At 74.4% G+C, this 17,801-nt stretch carries 15 protein-coding genes; 7 read left to right on the top strand and 8 right to left on the bottom strand.

What is annotated here, in order from left to right:
* Positions 1–415: 415 nt before the first annotated feature.
* The gene (locus tag BMZ50_RS10990) at positions 416–2,050 is read left to right on the top strand and encodes a ScyD/ScyE family protein (RefSeq protein WP_091324231.1); all 1,635 of its coding nucleotides are present in this window, start codon (positions 416–418) and stop codon (positions 2,048–2,050) included.
* A gap of 111 nt (positions 2,051–2,161) precedes the next feature.
* Here the strand turns inward: BMZ50_RS10990 and pcaC are convergent, their stop codons facing one another.
* Genes pcaC through pcaH form a run of 5 tightly spaced genes read right to left on the bottom strand, consistent with a single transcriptional unit; the run spans position 2,162 to position 6,035 of the window.
* Positions 2,162–2,599: a 4-carboxymuconolactone decarboxylase gene (pcaC, locus tag BMZ50_RS10995; RefSeq protein WP_091324233.1), complete on the bottom strand. Its 438-nt coding sequence runs from the start codon at positions 2,597–2,599 to the stop codon at positions 2,162–2,164.
* Entirely contained in the window at positions 2,596–3,378 is a 783-nt protein-coding gene (pcaD, locus tag BMZ50_RS11000) for a 3-oxoadipate enol-lactonase (protein WP_091324236.1), read from the bottom strand. Before pcaD ends, pcaC begins: the two co-directional genes overlap by 4 nt.
* Positions 3,375–4,703, bottom strand: coding sequence for a 3-carboxy-cis,cis-muconate cycloisomerase (gene pcaB, locus BMZ50_RS11005; RefSeq protein WP_091324238.1), 1,329 nt, complete (start codon positions 4,701–4,703; stop codon positions 3,375–3,377). Before pcaB ends, pcaD begins: the two co-directional genes overlap by 4 nt.
* Before the next feature lie 22 nt (positions 4,704–4,725).
* A complete protein-coding gene (gene pcaG / locus BMZ50_RS11010; RefSeq protein ID WP_177212753.1) occupies positions 4,726–5,289 on the bottom strand; it encodes a protocatechuate 3,4-dioxygenase subunit alpha in 564 nt (187 codons plus the stop codon).
* Positions 5,289–6,035 (bottom strand): protocatechuate 3,4-dioxygenase subunit beta, encoded by a 747-nt coding sequence (gene pcaH / locus BMZ50_RS11015; RefSeq protein ID WP_177212754.1) that lies wholly within the window; start codon positions 6,033–6,035, stop codon positions 5,289–5,291. The genes pcaG and pcaH overlap by 1 nt, the downstream gene beginning before the upstream one ends.
* Positions 6,036–6,185: 150 nt before the next feature.
* Here pcaH and BMZ50_RS11020 point away from each other — a divergent pair, with 150 nt between their 5' ends.
* Both BMZ50_RS11020 and BMZ50_RS11025 read left to right on the top strand, forming a co-directional pair.
* Positions 6,186–6,929: an IclR family transcriptional regulator gene (locus tag BMZ50_RS11020; RefSeq protein WP_245753560.1), complete on the top strand. Its 744-nt coding sequence runs from the start codon at positions 6,186–6,188 to the stop codon at positions 6,927–6,929.
* 50 nt (positions 6,930–6,979) lie between these two features.
* Positions 6,980–8,152: a 4-hydroxybenzoate 3-monooxygenase gene (locus BMZ50_RS11025; protein ID WP_091324243.1), complete on the top strand. Its 1,173-nt coding sequence runs from the start codon at positions 6,980–6,982 to the stop codon at positions 8,150–8,152.
* Between the two features lie 31 nt (positions 8,153–8,183).
* Here the strand turns inward: BMZ50_RS11025 and BMZ50_RS11030 are convergent, their stop codons facing one another.
* Entirely contained in the window at positions 8,184–9,011 is an 828-nt protein-coding gene (locus BMZ50_RS11030) for a hypothetical protein (RefSeq protein ID WP_091324246.1), read from the bottom strand.
* A 201-nt stretch (positions 9,012–9,212) separates the two neighbouring features.
* On the opposite strand from BMZ50_RS11030, the gene BMZ50_RS11035 reads away from it, so the two are divergent.
* Together BMZ50_RS11035 and BMZ50_RS11040 are read left to right on the top strand one after the other, a co-directional pair.
* Entirely contained in the window at positions 9,213–10,388 is a 1,176-nt protein-coding gene (locus BMZ50_RS11035; protein ID WP_091324248.1) for an acyl-CoA dehydrogenase family protein, read from the top strand.
* A gap of 5 nt (positions 10,389–10,393) precedes the next feature.
* The gene (locus tag BMZ50_RS11040) at positions 10,394–11,548 is read left to right on the top strand and encodes an acyl-CoA dehydrogenase family protein (RefSeq protein WP_091324250.1); all 1,155 of its coding nucleotides are present in this window, start codon (positions 10,394–10,396) and stop codon (positions 11,546–11,548) included.
* 90 nt (positions 11,549–11,638) lie between these two features.
* Here BMZ50_RS11040 and BMZ50_RS11045 read toward each other — a convergent pair whose 3' ends face one another.
* Complete coding sequence (locus tag BMZ50_RS11045; protein ID WP_091324761.1) at positions 11,639–12,448, bottom strand: HDOD domain-containing protein; 810 nt, start codon at positions 12,446–12,448, stop codon at positions 11,639–11,641.
* A gap of 41 nt (positions 12,449–12,489) precedes the next feature.
* A complete protein-coding gene (locus BMZ50_RS11050) occupies positions 12,490–14,547 on the bottom strand; it encodes a putative bifunctional diguanylate cyclase/phosphodiesterase (RefSeq protein WP_245753561.1) in 2,058 nt (685 codons plus the stop codon).
* A gap of 282 nt (positions 14,548–14,829) precedes the next feature.
* On the opposite strand from BMZ50_RS11050, the gene BMZ50_RS11055 reads away from it, so the two are divergent.
* Both BMZ50_RS11055 and pntB read left to right on the top strand, forming a co-directional pair.
* Positions 14,830–16,386 carry a Re/Si-specific NAD(P)(+) transhydrogenase subunit alpha gene (locus BMZ50_RS11055; protein WP_091324771.1) on the top strand — a complete coding sequence of 519 codons (1,557 nt, stop codon included), beginning with the start codon at positions 14,830–14,832 and terminating at the stop codon, positions 16,384–16,386.
* Entirely contained in the window at positions 16,383–17,789 is a 1,407-nt protein-coding gene (pntB, locus tag BMZ50_RS11060; protein WP_091324252.1) for a Re/Si-specific NAD(P)(+) transhydrogenase subunit beta, read from the top strand. The genes BMZ50_RS11055 and pntB overlap by 4 nt, the downstream gene beginning before the upstream one ends.
* The last annotated feature ends 12 nt before the right edge of the window (positions 17,790–17,801 follow it).

Consider the following 17,801-nt stretch of genomic DNA (forward strand, 5'->3'; position numbering starts at 1 on the left):
GACATCACCGACGCCGGCTTCACCCTCCGCGAGACCGCCCCCGGCGTTCCCCTCGACGAGATCATCGCGGCCACCGGCGCCCCGCTCACCATCCCCGACGACGTCCACGAGATGACCCTCCCGGCCAGCGTCTGACGAGCCCCACCCGCACGAGGACCCCTGGACGGTCGTCACGACGACCGCCCAGGGGTCCTCGTGCGCCCGGCGGCCGCCCGGGGGCGACCCGCTCCTGACTCAGGGTCGTCACCACGCCGGCGCGGTACGGGACGGACCGTTCCGTCCCCAGTCTTGGGGATTCGGCCCGGCGTGGACCCGTAACTAGCTTCGGTCGGCATCGCGGCCTCCGCGGTCATTCGTTCCCCGGCCCGGATTCCGCGGTCTTCCCGAACACGGCCGACCACCAGCGGAGCACCCCATGCGCAGAACCCTCATCGCCGCCGCCTCGTTCGCCTTCCTGCTGGGCAGCGCGACCGCGACGGCGTCCGCCGCCGAGGACCCCGACAGCACGGCTGGATCCGACCATGTGGTGGTCGCCTCCGGCCTGGACAACCCCCGCCAGCTCAGCTGGGACGGGCGCACCCTGCTCATCGCCGAAGGCGGCCGGGGCGGGGAGGACTGCGCCCCGGCCGAGACGCCGGCGGAGGAGCCGTCCACCCCCGAGACGCCGACCGGCGAGACGCCCGCTGCCCCCGACGACGACGGCACCCCCGACCAGGGCACCGGCGACGTCCCGCCCACCCCCGACACGCCGCTGCCCGACGACGACGGCACCCCCGACCAGGGCACCGGCGACGTCCCGCCCACCCCCGGCGCCGACACCCCGCTGCCCGACGACGGCACCTCCGACGACGGCGTCTGCGGCGGCTTCACCGGCGGCATATCCGCCGTCGAGCGACCGGGACGGGCCGAGGACACCGAGCCCGAGCGGATCGTCGACCAGCTCTACTCCGTGGAGACCGCCGAGGGCACCGTGGGCTCGGACGGCGTCGCGGCCACCGGCATCCGCGACGTCCTCGTCATCGCCCAGGGCGAGGGCACCCCGGAGCTGCTCGCCGGGGCCGGCCTCGAGACCGACGACGCCGACGCCGAGACCCAGGAGCACCTGCTCCTCAGCATCGACGGCGCGGCCGTGCCGTGGGTGGACCTCGGCGCGGCCGAGGAGGAGCTGAACCCCGACGGCAAGGCCGCCCTCGACAGCAACCCGAACGCGGTGCTCGCGGTCGACCCCGGCCGGGGCGGCGCCGAGTACGTCCTGGTCGCCGACGCAGGGGCCAACGCCGTGTGGAAGGTGACCCCGGACTTCTCCGACCGCGACGAGGACGGTCTGCCCGGCTACGAGATCAGCGTCTTCGCCGCCTACCAGGCCGACGACGACCCGACGACGTCCGACGAGTTCGCGCCCAGTGCCCTGGCCCAGGACCGGGACGGGAACGTCTACGTCGGCGGGGTCGGCGCCGCGGTGGCCGGCAACGCGGCGGTCGGGCGCTACGACCGGAACGGCGAGGAGACCGGGCGGTGGGACGGCTTCACCGGGATCAACGGGCTCGCCGTCGACCGCGACGGTGAGCACGTGTACGTCGCGCAGGTCTTCGGCAGCGACGGGCCGCCGGCGGGGACCGGCACCGTCGTCCGGTTCGACACGGCGGCGGAGACCTACGCGACCGTCGACGTGCCCTTCCCCTCCGGGCTGGCACTGGGCCGCAACGGTGCGGTCTACGTCTCGGCGTACAGCACCTTCGCCGCGGACGGCGACGACCCGCTCACGACCGACGTCGTGGAGGGCGGCCAGGTGTGGCGCTTCACCTTCCCGCGGGACGCCGAGGAGACCGCGCTGCCGGTGACGACGCCGCCGTCCACCGACGACCCGGCCACCCCAGACCCGTCCACCCCAGACCCGACCACGCCCGCCCCGACCGACGACGACGGGACGCCGGACCAGGGCAGCGGTGACGTGCCCGGGACCACGCCAGACCCGGCCACCCCAGACCCGGCCACGCCCGCCCCGACCGACGACGACGGCACCCCGGACCAGGGCTCGGGGGACGCCTGACGCCACGGTGCGCCCCGGGCCCCGAGCCCGGGCCGGCACAGAAGGAGGCCGTGCGGTGCTGCCATGCCCGGCGCACCGCCACGGCCTCGTCGTCGGGCCGGAGCGCCCGGCTCAGCCCTGGCGCAGCTCCTCGAGGATCGGCTGGGCCACCTTGAAGGCGTGGTTGGCCGAGGGCACCCCGGCGTAGACGGCGGCGTGCTGGATGACCTCGGCGATCTCCTCGTCGCTGAGGCCGTTGTTCTTCGCCGCCCGCACGTGCAGGGCGAACTCGTCCCAGTGCCGCAGCGCGATGGTGATCGACAGCGTCATCAGGCTGCGGTCGCGCCGCGCCAGTCCGGGCCGCTGCCAGATGTCGCCCCAGGCGACCCGGGTGATGAAGTCCTGGAAGTCGGCGGTGAACGGCGTCGTGCCGGCCACGGCCCGGTCCACCCACGCGTCGCCGAGCACCTGGCGCCGGGTCGCCATCCCGGCATCCCGGCGCTCGTCGTCCGTGCCGGGGGGCCGAGCCCGGCGCTCCTCGTCGCCGGAGGGCAGCTCGGAGTCGCTCATCGGGCACCTCCGGCCGCGTCGAAGTGGGCGAGCAGCGCGCCGGTCACCTGGGACGCCTGCTCGATGTTGGCCAGGTGCGCGCCCGGGCTGACCGAGAGCAGCCGCGCACCCGGGATGCCGTCGACGATGGCCTGCTGGTGCTCCGGCGGGGTGGCCGGGTCCTCGACGCCGGAGACCACCAGCGTGGGCGCGGTGATCGTGGGCAGGTCCGCGCGCAGGTCCATGTCGGCGATCGCCTCGCAGCAGCTCGCGTAGCCCTCGTCCGGGGTGCCCGCGATCATCGCCTGCATCCGCCCGACCAGCTCCGGCTCGGCCGCGGCGAAACCCGGGGTGAACCAGCGGCCGACGACGGTCGGCGCGAGCGCCCCGGTGCCCTCGGTCCGCGCGGTCCGCGCCCGGTCGGTCCACGCCTCCCGCGGGCCGAGCAGCGACGAGGTGCACAGCAGGGCGATCCGGTCCACCCGCTCGGGCTCCCGGGCGGCCAGCCGCATCGCGGTCATCCCGCCGAGGGAGAGCCCCGCGACGTGCGCCCGCCGGATCCCGAGCCGGTCGAGCAGCGCGACGACGTCGTCGACCAGGTCGTCGAGGGAGTACGGGCCGGCCGGGACCGGCGAGGCGCCGTGCCCCCGGGTGTCGTAGGTGACCACCCGGAAGCGCTCGGCCAGCGCCGGGACCTGCGCGTCCCACATTGCCCGGGTGGCGCCCAGGGAGTTGGAGAGGACGACGACCGGCGCGTCGCGCGGCCCCTCCTCGGTGTACGAGACCTCTGCTGCCGTCACGGTGCCCCTTCGGTGAGTCGTTCGTGCTCGGCGAGGGCGGCGTCCACCTGGGCGCCGGCCTCGCCCACATCGGGTGCGGCCGCGGCGAGCACGGCCGCAGTGTCCACATCGGCCCGCTCCGCGACCACCTCGGCCAGGGCGCGGCCGCTCTCGCGAGCCCGGCGGACGGCGTCCGCCGCGGCATCGTGGGCGGCCCCCTTGCCCAGCGCGGCCGTGAGCGCCTCGGCGAGGGCGCCGGCCAGCGGTCCCTCGGCCGCCGCCGCGGCGGTGGCCGCCATGCGCGGCACGTCGGGCTGCAGCCCGCGCAGGCTCTCGGCCAGCCAGGCGGCCGCCGAGCCGACGGTGGTGAGCAGCTCGGTGAGCGCCGGCCACTCGCTGTGCCAGGCCCCGGCGGCCCGCTCGTGCTCCTGCTCCATCGCGGCGAACAGCGTGGCGACCAGGCCCGGCGCCCGGCGGGCACAGGCGCGGGCGGAGATGGCGGCCACCGGGTTGCGCTTGTGCGGCATCGCCGACGAGCCGCCGCGCCCCTCGCCGACCTCGGCCACCTCGGCCACCTCGGACTGGGCGAGCAGCACCACGTCGACGGCGACGGTGGCGAGCGCGCCGGCCGCGGCGCCCAGCGCCCCGGCCAGGTCGGCGATCGGCAGCCGCACGGTGTGCCACGGGACGGCTGTGGTCACCAGCCCCAGCTCCTCGGCCAGCGCCGCCCGCAGCGCGACGCCGGCCCCGTCGCTGGCGGCGAGGGTGCCCACCGCACCGCCGTACTGCACCGGCAGGGAGGCGACCACCTCGGCCAGCCGCAGCCGGGCGCCGTCCAGACCGGCCAGCCAGCCGGCGGCCTTGAGCCCGAAGGTCGTGGGCAGCGCCTGCTGCATCAGCGTGCGGCCCATGACCACGTCGTCCCGGTGGGCGCGGGCGAGCCCGGCCGCGCACTCGGCCGCCGCGGCCAGGTCGGCGTCGATCGCCGCGATCGCGCGCCGGGCCAGCAGCACCAGGCCGGTGTCGAGGATGTCCTGGCTCGTGCCGCCCACGTGGACGGCGACCGCGTCGCGCTCCCCCACCGCGTCCTGCAGCGCCCGCACCAGCGGGGGCACCGGGTTGCCTGCGTCGGCGGCCTTCGCCACCACGGTGGCGAGGTCCAGCCGGGACGGATCGGCGCAGGCGGCGGTCACCGCATCGGCCGCCGTCATCGGCACCAGCCCGGTGCCCGCCGCGGCGCGGGCCAGGGCGGCCTCCACGTCGAGCAGCGCCCGGAACCAGGCGTCGTCGGAGACGGCGGCGGCCGCTCCCCCTCGGGCGAACGTGCCGGCGAACAGAACTGTCACGCCACTGTTCCTACCGCGCCGCTCAGACCGCGAAGAACACGGTCTCCCGGTCCCCCTGCAGATGGACGTCGAACCGGTAGCCGTCCTCGGTGGGGGTGGCGATCAGCGTCTGCCGCGCGGCGTCGTCCGGGAGCGTGCGCAGGACGGCGTCCTCGGCGTTGGCCTCCGCCTCGTCGGCGAAGTAGATCCTGGTCACCACGCGGTCGAGCAGGCCTCGGGCGAAGACCGAGACGTCGATGTGCGGCGCCTGCAGGCCCCCCTCGCCGTCGGGCACCCGACCGGGCTTGAGCGTGCAGATCTCGAACCCGCCGCCGACGGTCTGCGCGCGGCCGAACCCGCGGAACCCCGGGTAGGCGCTGGCACCGCGCGGGTCGTCGGGGTGGTCGAAGCGGCCGTCGGGGTCGGCCTGCCAGGTCTCGACCATGGCGTCGACGATCGGCTCGCCGTTGCCGTCGAGGACGACCCCGCGGATCCGGATCGCGCCCGGCGTGCCCTCCGGGACGACGAGGTGGCCGTCGTCCCAGGTGAGCCCGATCGCGAGGTAGGGGCCGACGGTGGCGCTGGGGGTGGTGAGCGGCTGGGTCATCAGGCCACGTCTCCGTCGTCCTCGGTCTCGAACGGGGTCTGGTCCGCGCCGCGCAGGACGATGTCCCACTGGAAGGCCAGCGCCCAGTTGGGGACGGTCCGCTCGTAGTCGAAGCGGCTGATCGCCAGCGGCCGGGCGGCCTCCGGGATCGCGTTGAAGATCGGGTCCTGGAAGAACAGCGGGTCGTCCGGGAAGTACATCTGGGTGACCAGGCGCTGGGTGAACGCGCGGCCGAACAGCGAGAAGTGGATGTGCGCGGGCCGCCAGGCGTTGTGGTGGTTGCCCCACGGGTAGGCGCCCGGCTTGATCGTCGTGAACTCGTAGCGGCCCTGGTCGTCGGTCATGACCCGGCCCAGCCCGTCGAAGTGCGGGTCCAGCGGCGCCGGCCAGTTGTCGACCACGTGCCGGTAGCGCCCGCCGGCGTTGGCCTGCCAGACCTCCACCAGGGTGTCCGGCACCGGACGGCCGTCGCTGTCGAGCACCCGGCCGTGGACGATGATCCGCTGGCCCTGGGCCTCGCCCCCGGCGCGCTTGGTCAGGTCGGCGTCGGCCGCGGTCACGCGGTCCTCGCCCAGCACCGGGCCGGTGACCTCGGTGAGCCGGTGCGGCAGGTCGACGGGCGTGCGCAGCGGCGCACGCAGCCCGGTGCTCTTGTACTCGGGGTAGCGGAGGGGCGTGCGCAGCGAGGCGTCCTCGCGCAGGTAGCGCGGCAGGTGGAGCCGGCTGCCGGATGTGGTCCCGGTCATGCACGGACCGTACGGCCGGCGACCGGGGCACCCCAAGCCGGGGCTTCCACTGGATGGGAGGGTTGCGCGGTCTAGCATGCTCCCGCCCGGTCGTTCGCCGGGCGGATGGAGTGCGCGGTGGCCGGTGGCAGTGCGACGTCCGGGAGATCGGTGACCTCCCGCGCCCTGGCGGTGCTCGACGCCTTCGACAGCGCCTCCCCGCGGCTGTCGCTCTCGGAGATCGCCGAGCGCTCCGGGACGCCGCTGTCCACCGCGCACCGGCTGCTCGGCGAGCTCACCGAGTGGGGCGCGCTGTCGCGGCGGGCCGACGGCCGCTACGAGATCGGCCGCAAGCTCTGGGACCTCGGCCTGCTGGCCCCCGTCCAGCTGGAGCTGCGCCAGGTCGCCGCCCCGTTCCTGCTCGACGTGCACACCGCCACCCGGGACACCGTCCACCTGGCCGTCCGCGAGGGGCACTCGGCCCTCTACGTCGAGCGCATCTCCGGCCGGGTGTCGGTGCCGGTGGTCAGCCAGGTGGGCAGCCGGCTGCCGCTGCACGCGACCGGGGTCGGCAAGGTGCTGCTCGCCGCGGCGCCCGACGACGTCGTCGCGGCGGTGCTGCGCGCGCCGACCCGGGCCACCCGGCACACCGTCATCGAGCCCGCCCGGCTGCGCCGCCAGCTGGCCGAGGTGCGCCGGCGGGGGTTCGCGCGCACCGCCGAGGAGATGTCCCTGGGCACCGTCTCGATCGCCGTCCCCGTCCGGACCGAGCGCGCCGACGGGCCCGCGGTGGTCGCCGCGCTCGGCGTCGTGGCCGCCAGCCACCGCCGCGACCTCGCCCGCCTCGTCCCGGTTCTGGAGGTCGCCGCCCGCGGCATCGGCCGACAGCTCTCGCGGGCCTCCCACTTCCACTGAGCAGAAGGCCGAGGTTCCCCCCCGCGGGCCGCGGCGGTCACACTCGGCCCGTGCGTACTCAGGTGGGGATCATCGGCGCCGGCCCGGCCGGCCTGCTCCTGTCGCGGCTGCTCGCGCTCCAGGGGATCGACTCGGTCGTGCTCGAGAACCGGTCGCGGGAGTACGTCGAGGCCCGCATCCGCGCCGGCATCCTGGAGCAGCACACGGTCGACACGCTGACCGCCGCCGGCCTCGGTGACCGCCTGCAGCGTGAGGGCCTCGAGCACCGGGGCATCTACCTGCAGTACCCGGGCACCCGCCACAAGCTGGACTTCCCCGAGCTGTGCGGGCGCAGCGTGTGGGTGTACGGCCAGACCGAGGTCACCAAGGACCTCATCAAGGCCCAGCTGGACGGCGGCCCGCCGCTGCTGTTCGAGGTCTCCGACGTCCGCCCCGAGGACGTCGACACCGACGCCCCCAGGATCCGCTTCGTCGACGCCGACGGCACCGAGCAGGTGCTCGAGTGCGACGTGATCGCCGGGACCGACGGCTTCCACGGCGTCTCCCGGCCGATCGTCACCGGCGGCGGTCAGGGCCGGACCTGGGAGCGCACCTACCCCTACGCCTGGCTGGGCATCCTGGCCGACGCCGCCCCGGCGACCGACGAGCTGATCTACGCCTGGCACCCCGAGGGCTTCGCCCTCTACTCGATGCGCTCGCCGAAGGTGTCGCGGCTGTACCTGCAGGTGGATCCGACCGAGAAGATCGAGGACTGGTCCGACGACCGGATCTGGGACAACCTCGCCACGCGGTTCGCGCACGAGGGCTGGGAGATCACCACCGGCACGGTCACCGAGAAGTCGATCCTGCCGATGCGGTCCTTCGTCAGCGCCCCCATGCGCCGCGGCCGGCTGTTCCTCGCCGGGGACGCCGCGCACATCGTGCCGCCGACCGGCGCCAAGGGCCTCAACCTCGCCGTCGCCGACGTGACGCTGCTGGCAACGGCGCTGGTCCGGCTGCTGCAGGAGAAGCAGAGCGACCTGGTCGACAGCTACTCCGACCGGGCGCTGGCGCGCGTGTGGCGGTGCACGCACTTCTCCTGGTTCATGACCTCGATGCTGCACCGCTCCGGGGACGACTTCGACGCCGAGCTGCAGCTCTCCCAGCTGCGCCGGATCGTCGCCTCGGAGTCGGCCGCCCGCGAGCTGGCCGAGAACTACACCGGCCTCCCGCTCGACCTCTAGGACGGTTCGCCCGGCAACCGTGCCGGACGGGTCAGCGGCCGGCGTCGAGCAGGGTGAGGACGGCGCCGGCCGTGCCGGGCCGGAGCGGCAGGTGCGGCAGCAGCGCCGGCAGTTCATCGGGCTCCAGGCCCTCCGCCAGCAGCGCGGCGAGCAGCCGGTCGGCATCGGCCGGGGGCACCGGCTCGGGAAGCCCGGCGGCCTGCAGCGCCGTGCGGGCGAGGAACAGCGCGCCGGACACCGCCGGGTCCTCCGCGGCCGGGGCGGCCACCGGCGGAGCGGCGTCCCGGGCCAGGGCCGCGGCGGCACGGACCAGCGCCAGCGGCAGCCCCTCGGCCTCGACCTCCAGCAGCGGGACATCGGCCAGCGCGGCCAGCACCAGGTGCTCGGCCTCCGTCCGCAGCGGCGCCTCCCACCCGCCGGCGCGGACCACCGCGACCAGGTCGTCGTCGCCCTCGCCGAGGTCGTCGAGCAGCTCGGCCCACGCCGCCTTCCGCGTCTCCCGGGCCCGCTCCGCGGCCAGCACGCAGGTGTCCAGCACGAACGGCTCGAGCACCTCCTGGTCGAACCGGTCGGCGTACACCACTCCGGCGGCGTCCACCGCGTTGAGGACGTCCCGGAAGCTGCCCGGCCGCGCGTCACCGAGGTCCAGCCGCCCGTCCTCCTCGCCGCTGAGCGGCTGGCCGCGTGCGGCGCGGTCGCCCATGGTCCCGCCGGTGGCCACCAGCCGGCCCCGCCGGCGCTCGTGGTGCGGCCGGTCGGAGATCCCGACGCTCCAGGCGCACGTCTCGGCGATCAGCGCGGGCAGCCGTTCCCGCAGCACGTCGCGGGAGACCTGCCCCATCCAGTCGACGACGAACACACCCGTTCCCTGCCCCACCGCACGCCGCCCCACGCGCGCCGGCGCCCGCGGGCTCAGCCGAACAGCCCGCCCGGCACGGCGCGGACACGCCGGGACGGTCCGGCCCAGCATTACCGGCGAGTAGGAAATGTGGGATCGTCGAGGACCCACCCTGCGAGACGGCGGCCACACCGAGGGGGCCGGCGTCAGGAGAGAGGTCCGATGCGGTTGCAGCTGTCCCCGGAGATGGAAGCCTTCCGGGAGGAGATGCGGACGTTCTTCACCACCGAGGTGCCCCAGCAGATCCGTGACACCGTCGCGGCCCGCCGGGACCTCACCAAGGACCAGTACGTGCAGACCCAGCGCATCCTCAATGCGGCCGGTCTGGCCGTACCGCACTGGCCGGTCGAGTGGGGCGGGAAGGACTGGACGCCGCTGCAGCGACACATCTGGCGCGAGGAGATGCAGCTGGCCGGCGTCCCCGAGCCGCTCGCCTTCAACGCCAGCATGATCGGCCCGGTGCTCGCGGCGTTCGGCAGCCTGGAGCAGAAGGAGCGCTTCCTCCCGGCGACGGCGAACCTCGACATCTGGTGGTGCCAGGGCTTCTCCGAGCCCGACGCCGGCTCGGACCTGGCCGGCCTGCGCACCACCGCGGTGCGCGACGGCGCCGACTGGGTGGTCAACGGCCAGAAGACCTGGACGACCCTGGGCCAGTACGCCGACTGGATCTTCTGCCTGGTCCGCACGGACCCCACGGCGGAGAAGAAGCAGCGGGGCATCTCCCTGCTGGTGTTCCCGATGGACTCCCCCGGGGTCACACTGCGCCCGATCGAGCTCATCGACGGCAGCCACGAGGTCAACGAGGTCTTCTTCGAGGACGTCCGGGTGCCGGCGGAGAACCTCATCGGTGAGGAGAACCGCGGCTGGGACTACGCGAAGTTCCTGCTCGGCAACGAGCGGGTGGGCATCGCGCGCATCGGCTACACCAAGCGGCTGCTGGCCCAGGCCAAGGCCGGCGCCCGGGAGGTCGTCGTCGGCGGCCGCCCGCTGGCCGAGGACCCGCGGATGGCGGCCCGCATCGCCGAGCTGGAGAACGAGCTGCTGGCGCTCGAGCTGACTGCGCTGCGCGTGGTCGCGAACTCGGCCGACGGCAAGCCGCACCCGGCGTCCTCGGTGCTCAAGCTCCGCGGCTCCGAGCTGCAGCAGGCCGCGACCGAGCTGATCGTCGACATCGCCGGCCCGCTCTCGGTGGCGTCCTTCGCCGAGGAGGACTCGCTGGTCCCCGACTGGGCCCGGGTGGCCACGCCGGAGTACCTCAACTACCGCAAGGTCTCCATCTACGGGGGCTCCAACGAGGTGCAGCGCACCATCATCGCCGGCACGATCCTGGGGCTGTGATCTGAGTGGACTTCAACTACGACAGCGAGCAGAACGACCTCCGCGAGGCCGTCGCCGGTCTGCTGGGGCGCGCCTACAGCGACAGCGAGCAGCGCCGGAAGGTGGTCGCGTCCGACCCGGGCTTCGACGAGAAGACCTGGTTCCGGCTGGCGGAGATGGGCCTGCTCGGGCTGCCCTTCGCCGAGGAGCACGGCGGCATGGGCGCCGGGCCGATCGAGGTGGCGATCGTCGCCGAGGAGATCGGCCGGGTGCTGGCGCCCGAGCCCTTCGTCGAGGCGGTCGTGCTGGCCGGCGGGCTGGTCGCCGCCGTCGGCACGGGTGCGCAGCGGGGCGAGATCCTGGCCGGCATCGCCGCCGGCACGACCCTGGCCGCCGCGGCGCTCGCCGAGCCCGGCACCCGGTGGAGCCCGGCGGCCGCCGGCGTCACCGCCACCGCGGACGGCGGCGCCTGGCGGCTGACCGGCGTCAAGGAGCCGGTACCCAACGGCGCGCGGGCCGACGTGCTGGTCGTCAGCGCCGTCACCGGCGGGGGGACGGCGCTGTTCGTCGTCCGCGGCGACGCCGAGGGCCTCACCCGCACCGGCTACCGCACCCACGACGGCGGCCGGGCGGCCCACGTCCGCTTCGACGGCACCCCGGCCGAGCTCCTCGGCGAGGGCACCGGCGACCGCACTCCTGACGTCGAGCGGACACTCGCCGTCGCCCGGATCGCCTACGGCCACGAGGCGGTCGGGGCCATGGACACCGCGCTGCGCACCACGGCGGAGTACCTGAAGACCCGCAAGCAGTTCGGGATCACCCTGAACAAGTTCCAGGCGCTGACCTTCCGCGCCGCCGACATGTACGTGTCGCTGGAGCTGGCCCGCAGCACCGCGCTGTGGGCGTCGATGGTGGTCGACGCCGGCGGGGACGTCGTCGCCGCGGCCGACCGCGCCCGGCTGCAGACCAGCCGCGCCGGCCGGCACATCGGCAAGGAGGCCATCCAGCTGCACGGCGGCATCGGCATGACCGCCGAGTACCAGGTGGGCCACTACACCAGCCGGCTCACCGCGATCGACCACCTGCTCGGCGACGGCGACTGGGCCCTGGCCCGCCTGGCCGACGGGGTCGGCGAGTACGAGACGGTCGACCCGCTGGGCGCGCCCTACACCCCCGCCTGACGCGGTATCCCGAAACGGCGGGCCGCGGCAGCCACTGTGGCCCCAGGGGCCGCTCCATGAGCGGCCCCTGGGGCCACGATGGCCTCGCGGCTACTGGCCCAGCATCGCCAGGCGCAGCTCCTCGGCCTCCGCGCGCACCTTGTCGATGACCGGCGGGAGCGCGTCCTCCCGCAGCAGGCCGCACGTCAGCCGCTCGACCGGCACCGGCTCGTCGTCCGTGGCCAGCCGCGCGGCGACCTCCAGAGCACCCCGCAGCAGCGCGCTCTCCTCCGCCCCGAGGTCGTCGACGCCGGTCAGCGGCGCCACCATGCTGCGCGGGAAGCCCCACTGCTCGAGGGCCACCGCGGTCAGCCGGAGTGCGTGGATGCCGTACCGGCGGACCTCCGCCGCCCGGCGGGCCGCGGTGGTCCGCTCGGTGGCGGTCAGCGCGGCGTAGCCCTCCGGGTCGTCGTGGTGCAGCAGCGCGATCCCCAGCGGGGCGAGCAGGCCCAGGCACAGCGCGTCCTGCGGCCGCTCGCCGAACCGGGGGGCGAGCGTCGAGGCAGCGAGGCCCACGCTGGTGCTCACCCGCCAGAAGTTCGCCGGCAGCCGGGACTCGTCGTCCAGGTCGGTCAGCGCCACCGTCGCCATCGTGCGGACGGTGGTGAACCCGACGACGGTCACCGCGAACTGCAGCGAGGTCACCCGGCCGCGCATGCCGAAGTAGGCGGAGTTGGCCAGCTTCATGACGCGACCGGCCAGCGCGACGTCGCTGCCCAGGATCTGCGCCAGCTCCCGGGCGCTGGTGTCGTCGGAGTTGGCCACCGACACGATCTGCGCGGCGACCGGCTTCTGGGCGGCCATCGTGTCGATGCTGGCCAGCACCTTCTCCACGTCGAAGGACGGCGCGGCGGTCAACATCGGCGGCACATCGCCTCCAGCGCGGGCACGGGGGTTCGGGGTCATCGGGCGGCGAACCACGCGGCGGTGTCGGGCCCGGTCATCGGCGGGGCGAGGCTGTAGCCCTGGAGGAAACCCGCGCCCAGCTGGGCCAGCTCGGTGGCCTGCGCGGCGGTCTCCACCCCCTCGGCCACGGTGGTCAGCCCGAGGCTGCGGGCCAGCGCGATGACGGCGGAGGCGATCTCGGTGTGCCCGTCGGCGAGCTCGGCGACGAACGTGCGGTCGACCTTCAGGCAGTCCACCGGCAGGTGCCGCAGGTAGGCCAGCGACGAGTAACCGGTCCCGAAGTCGTCGATCGCCAACTGCACCCCGAGCGCGCGCAGCCCGGCGAGCACCTCGCGGGCCGAGGCCGGATCCTTCATCAGCGCCGACTCGGTGATCTCGATCGACAGCCGTGACGGGGACAGGCCGTGCCGGTCCAGTGCGGCGATCACCTGCGGGAGCAGGTTGGCGTCCAGCTGCAGCGCCGAGACGTTGACGTTGGCCCGCCGGGGCGCGGCGACGCCCAGCGTGCGGTCCCAGTCGGCCAGCTGCCGGCAGGTCTCGTCGAGCACGAGCAGGCCGAGCCCGCCGATCAGGCCGCTCTCCTCGGCCAGGCCCACGAAGGTGCCCGGGCTGATCGCCCCCCGCCCGGCGTGGTGCCAGCGGGCCAGCGACTCGACGGCGGTGGCGGTGCCGTCGGTCGCGCTGAAGATCGGCTGGTAGAGCAGGGTGATCTCGCGCCGCTCGATGGCGTCGCGCAGCTCGGCGACCAGGAGCAGCTTCTCCCGCGCCTCCGCGCGGGCCTGCTGGTCGAGGACGGTGATCCGCCCCTTGCCACCGGTCTTGGCCTGGTACATGGCGATGTCGCAGTCGCGGATGAGCTCCTCGGCGGCCGCGTGCTCCGCGGTCTGCGCGGTGACCCCCACGCTCGCGCGCGGCCGCACGTCGACCCCGCCCAGGCGTACCGGCACGGCCAGTGCCGCACCGATCCGCTCGGCGAGGGTGATCGCCTCCGCCTCCCCCACGCCCTCGCAGACGACGACGAACTCGTCGCCCCCGAAGCGCGCGACCAGGTCACCGGGCCGGACCGTGGCCCGCAGCCGCGCGGCGACCTCCACCAGCAGCTCGTCACCGGCGCCGTGGCCGAGGGAGTCGTTGACGACCTTGAAGTTGTCCAGATCGAGGAACAGGCAGGCCAGGCCGCTGCCGCCGGGGCGGAACCGGGCGGACACGTACTGGGCGAGGAGTGTGCGGTTGGGCAGGCCGGTCAGCGGGTCGTGGTTGGCCTGGTGGGCCAGCCGGGCCTCGAAGGCCAGCCGCTGGGTGATGTCCTCGATGGTGCCGACGAAACCGGCGCCGACGCCGGGGGTGAACAGGTGGGCGAACCGGATGACCGTCATCCGCTCCGAGCCGTCGGCACGCACCAGCCGGGCCCGCGCCTCGCCGTCCCCACCGCCCAGGACGACGACCACCTGCTCGATCACGGCGTCGAGGTCCTCGGGGTGGACGACCGACATCCAGCCGGTGCCCAGCAGCTGCTCGGACCGCAGCCCCACCAGGCTGCAGAAAGCGTCGTTGACGTGCGCCAGGCGCATGCCCTGCTCGGAGAGCAGGGTCGGGATGGGCGAGCGCTCGGTCAGCGTGGCGAACCGCTGCTCGTGGGCGTCGGCGGTGGCCCGCAGCGCGCGTTCCTGCTCGCTGGCGGCCGGGACGACCCGGAGCGTCCACATCCGTCCCGTCGGCGAGGGCGTGCTCAGCACCACCGACTCGACGAAAGCGCCGCTGGCCGTGCGCACCGACAGGCGCATCCGGGCGGCCCGCTCGCGGCGCAGCAGGAGCTTGACCTCCCCGCCGCGCAGCGTGGGCACCAGCGTGCTCACCGGCAGCGCGCCCAGGTCCTCCGCCGCGTAGCCGAGCAGCCGGACGGCGCCCTCGTTGCCCCAGGTGATCCGCGGGGTGCCGCCGACCATCTCGGCCACCAGCAGCGCCAGGGTGTCGCTCACGGTGACGCCGTAGAAGATCGACGAGACGATCTCCGGCGAGACGGATGATCCGGCAGGCACGGTCGACGCTGACACGCTCCTCCTCCGTTCCGGAGCCGGGTGGCTCCGGCCAGGGCCGGACCTCTCCGACCCACCTCCCAGTACGGCAGCGTGGGGCCGTACCTGCAGCCGACGCACCGGCGTGTCACCCCTTCGGGCGGCGTCGGAACGCGGACGGCATGATCGGGGACGGCTGCGGCACCCCGCACGCCACCCCGGTCCCCGCCGGCACAGGCGGGCCCTGCTTCGCCTCGCACCACGCACCTCGCGGTCGCGGCCCCGCCGGCGGCCGACCGACCTGCCGGAAGGGGAGTGGACGTGCTCATCGGAGTTCCGCGGGAGGCTCGCCCCGGGGAGACACGGGTCGCGGCGACACCGGTCACCGTGCGGCAGCTGATCGGCCTCGGCTACGACGTACTCGTCCAGAGCGGGGCCGGGTCGGCCAGCAGCTTCCCCGACGAGGCCTTCGCCCAGGCGGGTGCGCGGGTCGGCACGGCCGCCGAGGCGTGGTCGGCCGACGTGGTCCTGCACGTGTCCAAGCCGACCCCCGGGGAGGTGGCGCAGCTACGCGACGGGGCGCTGCTGATCAGCTCGCTGACCCCGGCGTTGGACCCCGAGCTGGTGGACACGCTCGCTGCCCGCCCGATCACCGCGCTGGCGATGGACGCCGTCCCCCGGATCTCCCGCGCCCAGTCGCTGGACGTGCTCAGCTCCATGGCCAACATCGCCGGCTACCGCGCCGTCGTCGAGGCCGCGCACGCCTTCGGCCGCTTCTTCACCGGCCAGGTCACCGCGGCCGGCAAGGTGCCCCCGGCGAAGGTGCTCGTGGTCGGCGCCGGCGTCGCGGGGCTGGCCGCGATCGGCGCGGCCAGCAGCCTGGGCGCGATCGTGCGGGCCACCGACGTGCGCCCGGAGGTCGCCGAGCAGGTCCGCTCGCTGGGGGGTGAGTACGTGGCCGTGCGCGCGGCCGAGACGCAGGTCAGCAGCGACGGCTACGCCCGCGAGATGTCCGACGACTACAACCTGCGGGCCGCCGAGCTCTACGCCGAGCAGGCCCGGGACGTCGACATCGTGATCACCACCGCGCTGATCCCCGGCCGGTCGGCGCCGCGGCTGATCACCGAGGAGATGGTCGCGAGCATGCGGCCGGGCAGCGTGATCGTCGACATGGCCGCGGCCCAGGGCGGAAACGTGGCCGGCTCGGTGCCCGACGAGAAGGTCACCACACCGCACGGGGTGACGATCATCGGCTACACCGACCTGCCCGGGCGGCTGCCGGCGCAGGCCTCGCAGCTGTTCGCCACCAACCTGGTCAACCTGGTGAAGCTGCTGACCCCCGGCAAGGACGGGCAGATCGTGCTCGACCTGGACGACGTCGTGCAGCGGTCGATGACCGTCGTCCGGGACGGCGAGACGCTGTGGCCCCCGCCCCCGGTGCAGGTCTCGGCGACCCCGGCCGCCGCGCAGGCGTCGCCCCCGCCGGCCCCTGCGCGGGAGAAGCCACCGGCCTCCCCCGCCCGCACGTTCGCGGTGGTCGGGATCGGCGCGGTGCTGCTCTTCCTGGTCACCGCGTTCTCGCCCGACCAGCTGATCGAGAACTTCACCGTGTTCGCGCTGGCGATCGTGGTCGGCTTCTACGTCATCGGGCACGTGCACCACGCGCTGCACACCCCGCTGATGTCGGTGACCAACGCGATCTCGGGGATCATCGTGGTCGGCGCCCTGCTGCAGCTGGGCCACACCAGCACCCTGGTGGGCGTGCTCGCGTTCGTCGCCGTCCTGGTGGCCAGCATCAACGTCTTCGGCGGCTTCGCGGTGACCCGGCGCATGCTCGGCATGTTCACCACCACCCGGCCCACCCGGACCCCGTCATGACCGCCACCACCGCCGCGTCGGCCGCCTACATCGTCGCCGGCCTGCTGTTCGTCCTGAGCCTGGCCGCCCTGTCCCGGCACGAGTCGGCCCGCTCCGGCATCGTCTACGGCATCACCGGCATGGCGATCGCGCTGGCGGCGACCGTCGGCCTGGCCGCCCGCAGCGTGGAGGCCTCCGCGATCGCCCTGATCCTCGTCGCGATGGCCGTCGGCGCCGTCATCGGGCTCTGGCGCGCCCGCCGGGTCGAGATGACCGGCATGCCCGAGCTGATCGCCCTGCTGCACAGCTTCGTCGGCCTGGCCGCGGTGCTGGTCGGCTGGAACGGCTACCTGTCGGTCGAGGCCCGCAGCGGCAGCCAGACCGAGGTGCCCGCGAACCTGCTCGGCATCCACTCCGCCGAGGTCGCGATCGGTGTCTTCGTCGGCGCGGTGACCCTCACCGGCTCGATCGTCGCCTTCCTCAAGCTCTCGGCGCGGATCAAGAGCAACCCGCTCATGCTGCCCGGCCGCAACTGGCTCAACCTCGGGGCACTGGCCGCCTTCGTCGTCCTGACCGGCACGTTCGTGGCCAGCCCGAGCCTCGGGGAGCTGACCGCCGTCACCGTCCTCGCGCTCGCCCTCGGCTGGCACCTGGTCGCCTCGATCGGCGGCGGCGACATGCCGGTGGTCGTGTCGATGCTCAACAGCTACTCGGGGTGGGCCGCGGCGGCGTCGGGCTTCCTGCTGGACAACAACCTGCTGATCCTCACCGGCGCGCTGGTCGGCTCCTCCGGTGCCTACCTCTCCTACATCATGTGCAAGGCGATGAACCGGTCCTTCCTGTCGGTGATCGCCGGCGGGTTCGGCAACGAGGGCGCCACCGTCGCCGCGGGGGCGCAGGGGGAGCACACCGAGATCACCGCCGACGACGCCGCCGACCTGCTGCGCGACGCCAAGTCGGTGATCATCACCCCCGGCTACGGCATGGCCGTGGCGCACGCCCAGGGCCCGGTCGCCGACCTCACCCGGAAGCTCACCGAGGCCGGCGTCGAGGTCCGCTTCGGCATCCACCCGGTCGCCGGCCGGCTCCCCGGCCACATGAACGTGCTGCTGGCCGAGGCGAAGGTGCCCTACGACATCGTCCTGGAGATGGACGAGATCAACGACGACTTCCCCGACACCTCGGTCGTCCTGGTCATCGGCGCCAACGACACGGTGAACCCGGCCGCGCTGGAGGACCCGGGCAGCCCCATCGCCGGCATGCCGGTGCTGGCGGTCTGGGAGGCGGAGCAGGTGATCGTGTTCAAGCGGTCGATGAACACCGGCTACGCCGGCGTGCAGAACCCGCTGTTCTTCCGGGAGAACACGCGGATGCTCTTCGGCGACGCCCGGGAGCGGGTCGAGGACATCCTCAAGGCGCTGTGAGCGGCTCCCGCC

Source organism: Geodermatophilus ruber, from assembly GCF_900114385.1.
GTDB lineage: Bacteria > Actinomycetota > Actinomycetes > Mycobacteriales > Geodermatophilaceae > Geodermatophilus > Geodermatophilus ruber.

Bases quoted from the DNA above. Each gene is read 5' to 3' on its own strand.
- BMZ50_RS10990 (WP_091324231.1), top strand. From the start codon at position 416: ATGCGCAGAACCCTCATCGCCGCCGCCTCGTTCGCCTTCCTGCTGGGC.
- pcaC (WP_091324233.1), bottom strand. From the start codon at position 2,599: ATGAGCGACTCCGAGCTGCCCTCCGGCGACGAGGAGCGCCGGGCTCGG.
- pcaG (WP_177212753.1), bottom strand. From the start codon at position 5,289: ATGACCCAGCCGCTCACCACCCCCAGCGCCACCGTCGGCCCCTACCTC.
- pcaH (WP_177212754.1), bottom strand. From the start codon at position 6,035: ATGACCGGGACCACATCCGGCAGCCGGCTCCACCTGCCGCGCTACCTG.
- BMZ50_RS11035 (WP_091324248.1), top strand. From the start codon at position 9,213: ATGCGGTTGCAGCTGTCCCCGGAGATGGAAGCCTTCCGGGAGGAGATG.
- BMZ50_RS11045 (WP_091324761.1), bottom strand. From the start codon at position 12,448: ATGTTGACCGCCGCGCCGTCCTTCGACGTGGAGAAGGTGCTGGCCAGC.
- pntB (WP_091324252.1), top strand. From the start codon at position 16,383: ATGACCGCCACCACCGCCGCGTCGGCCGCCTACATCGTCGCCGGCCTG.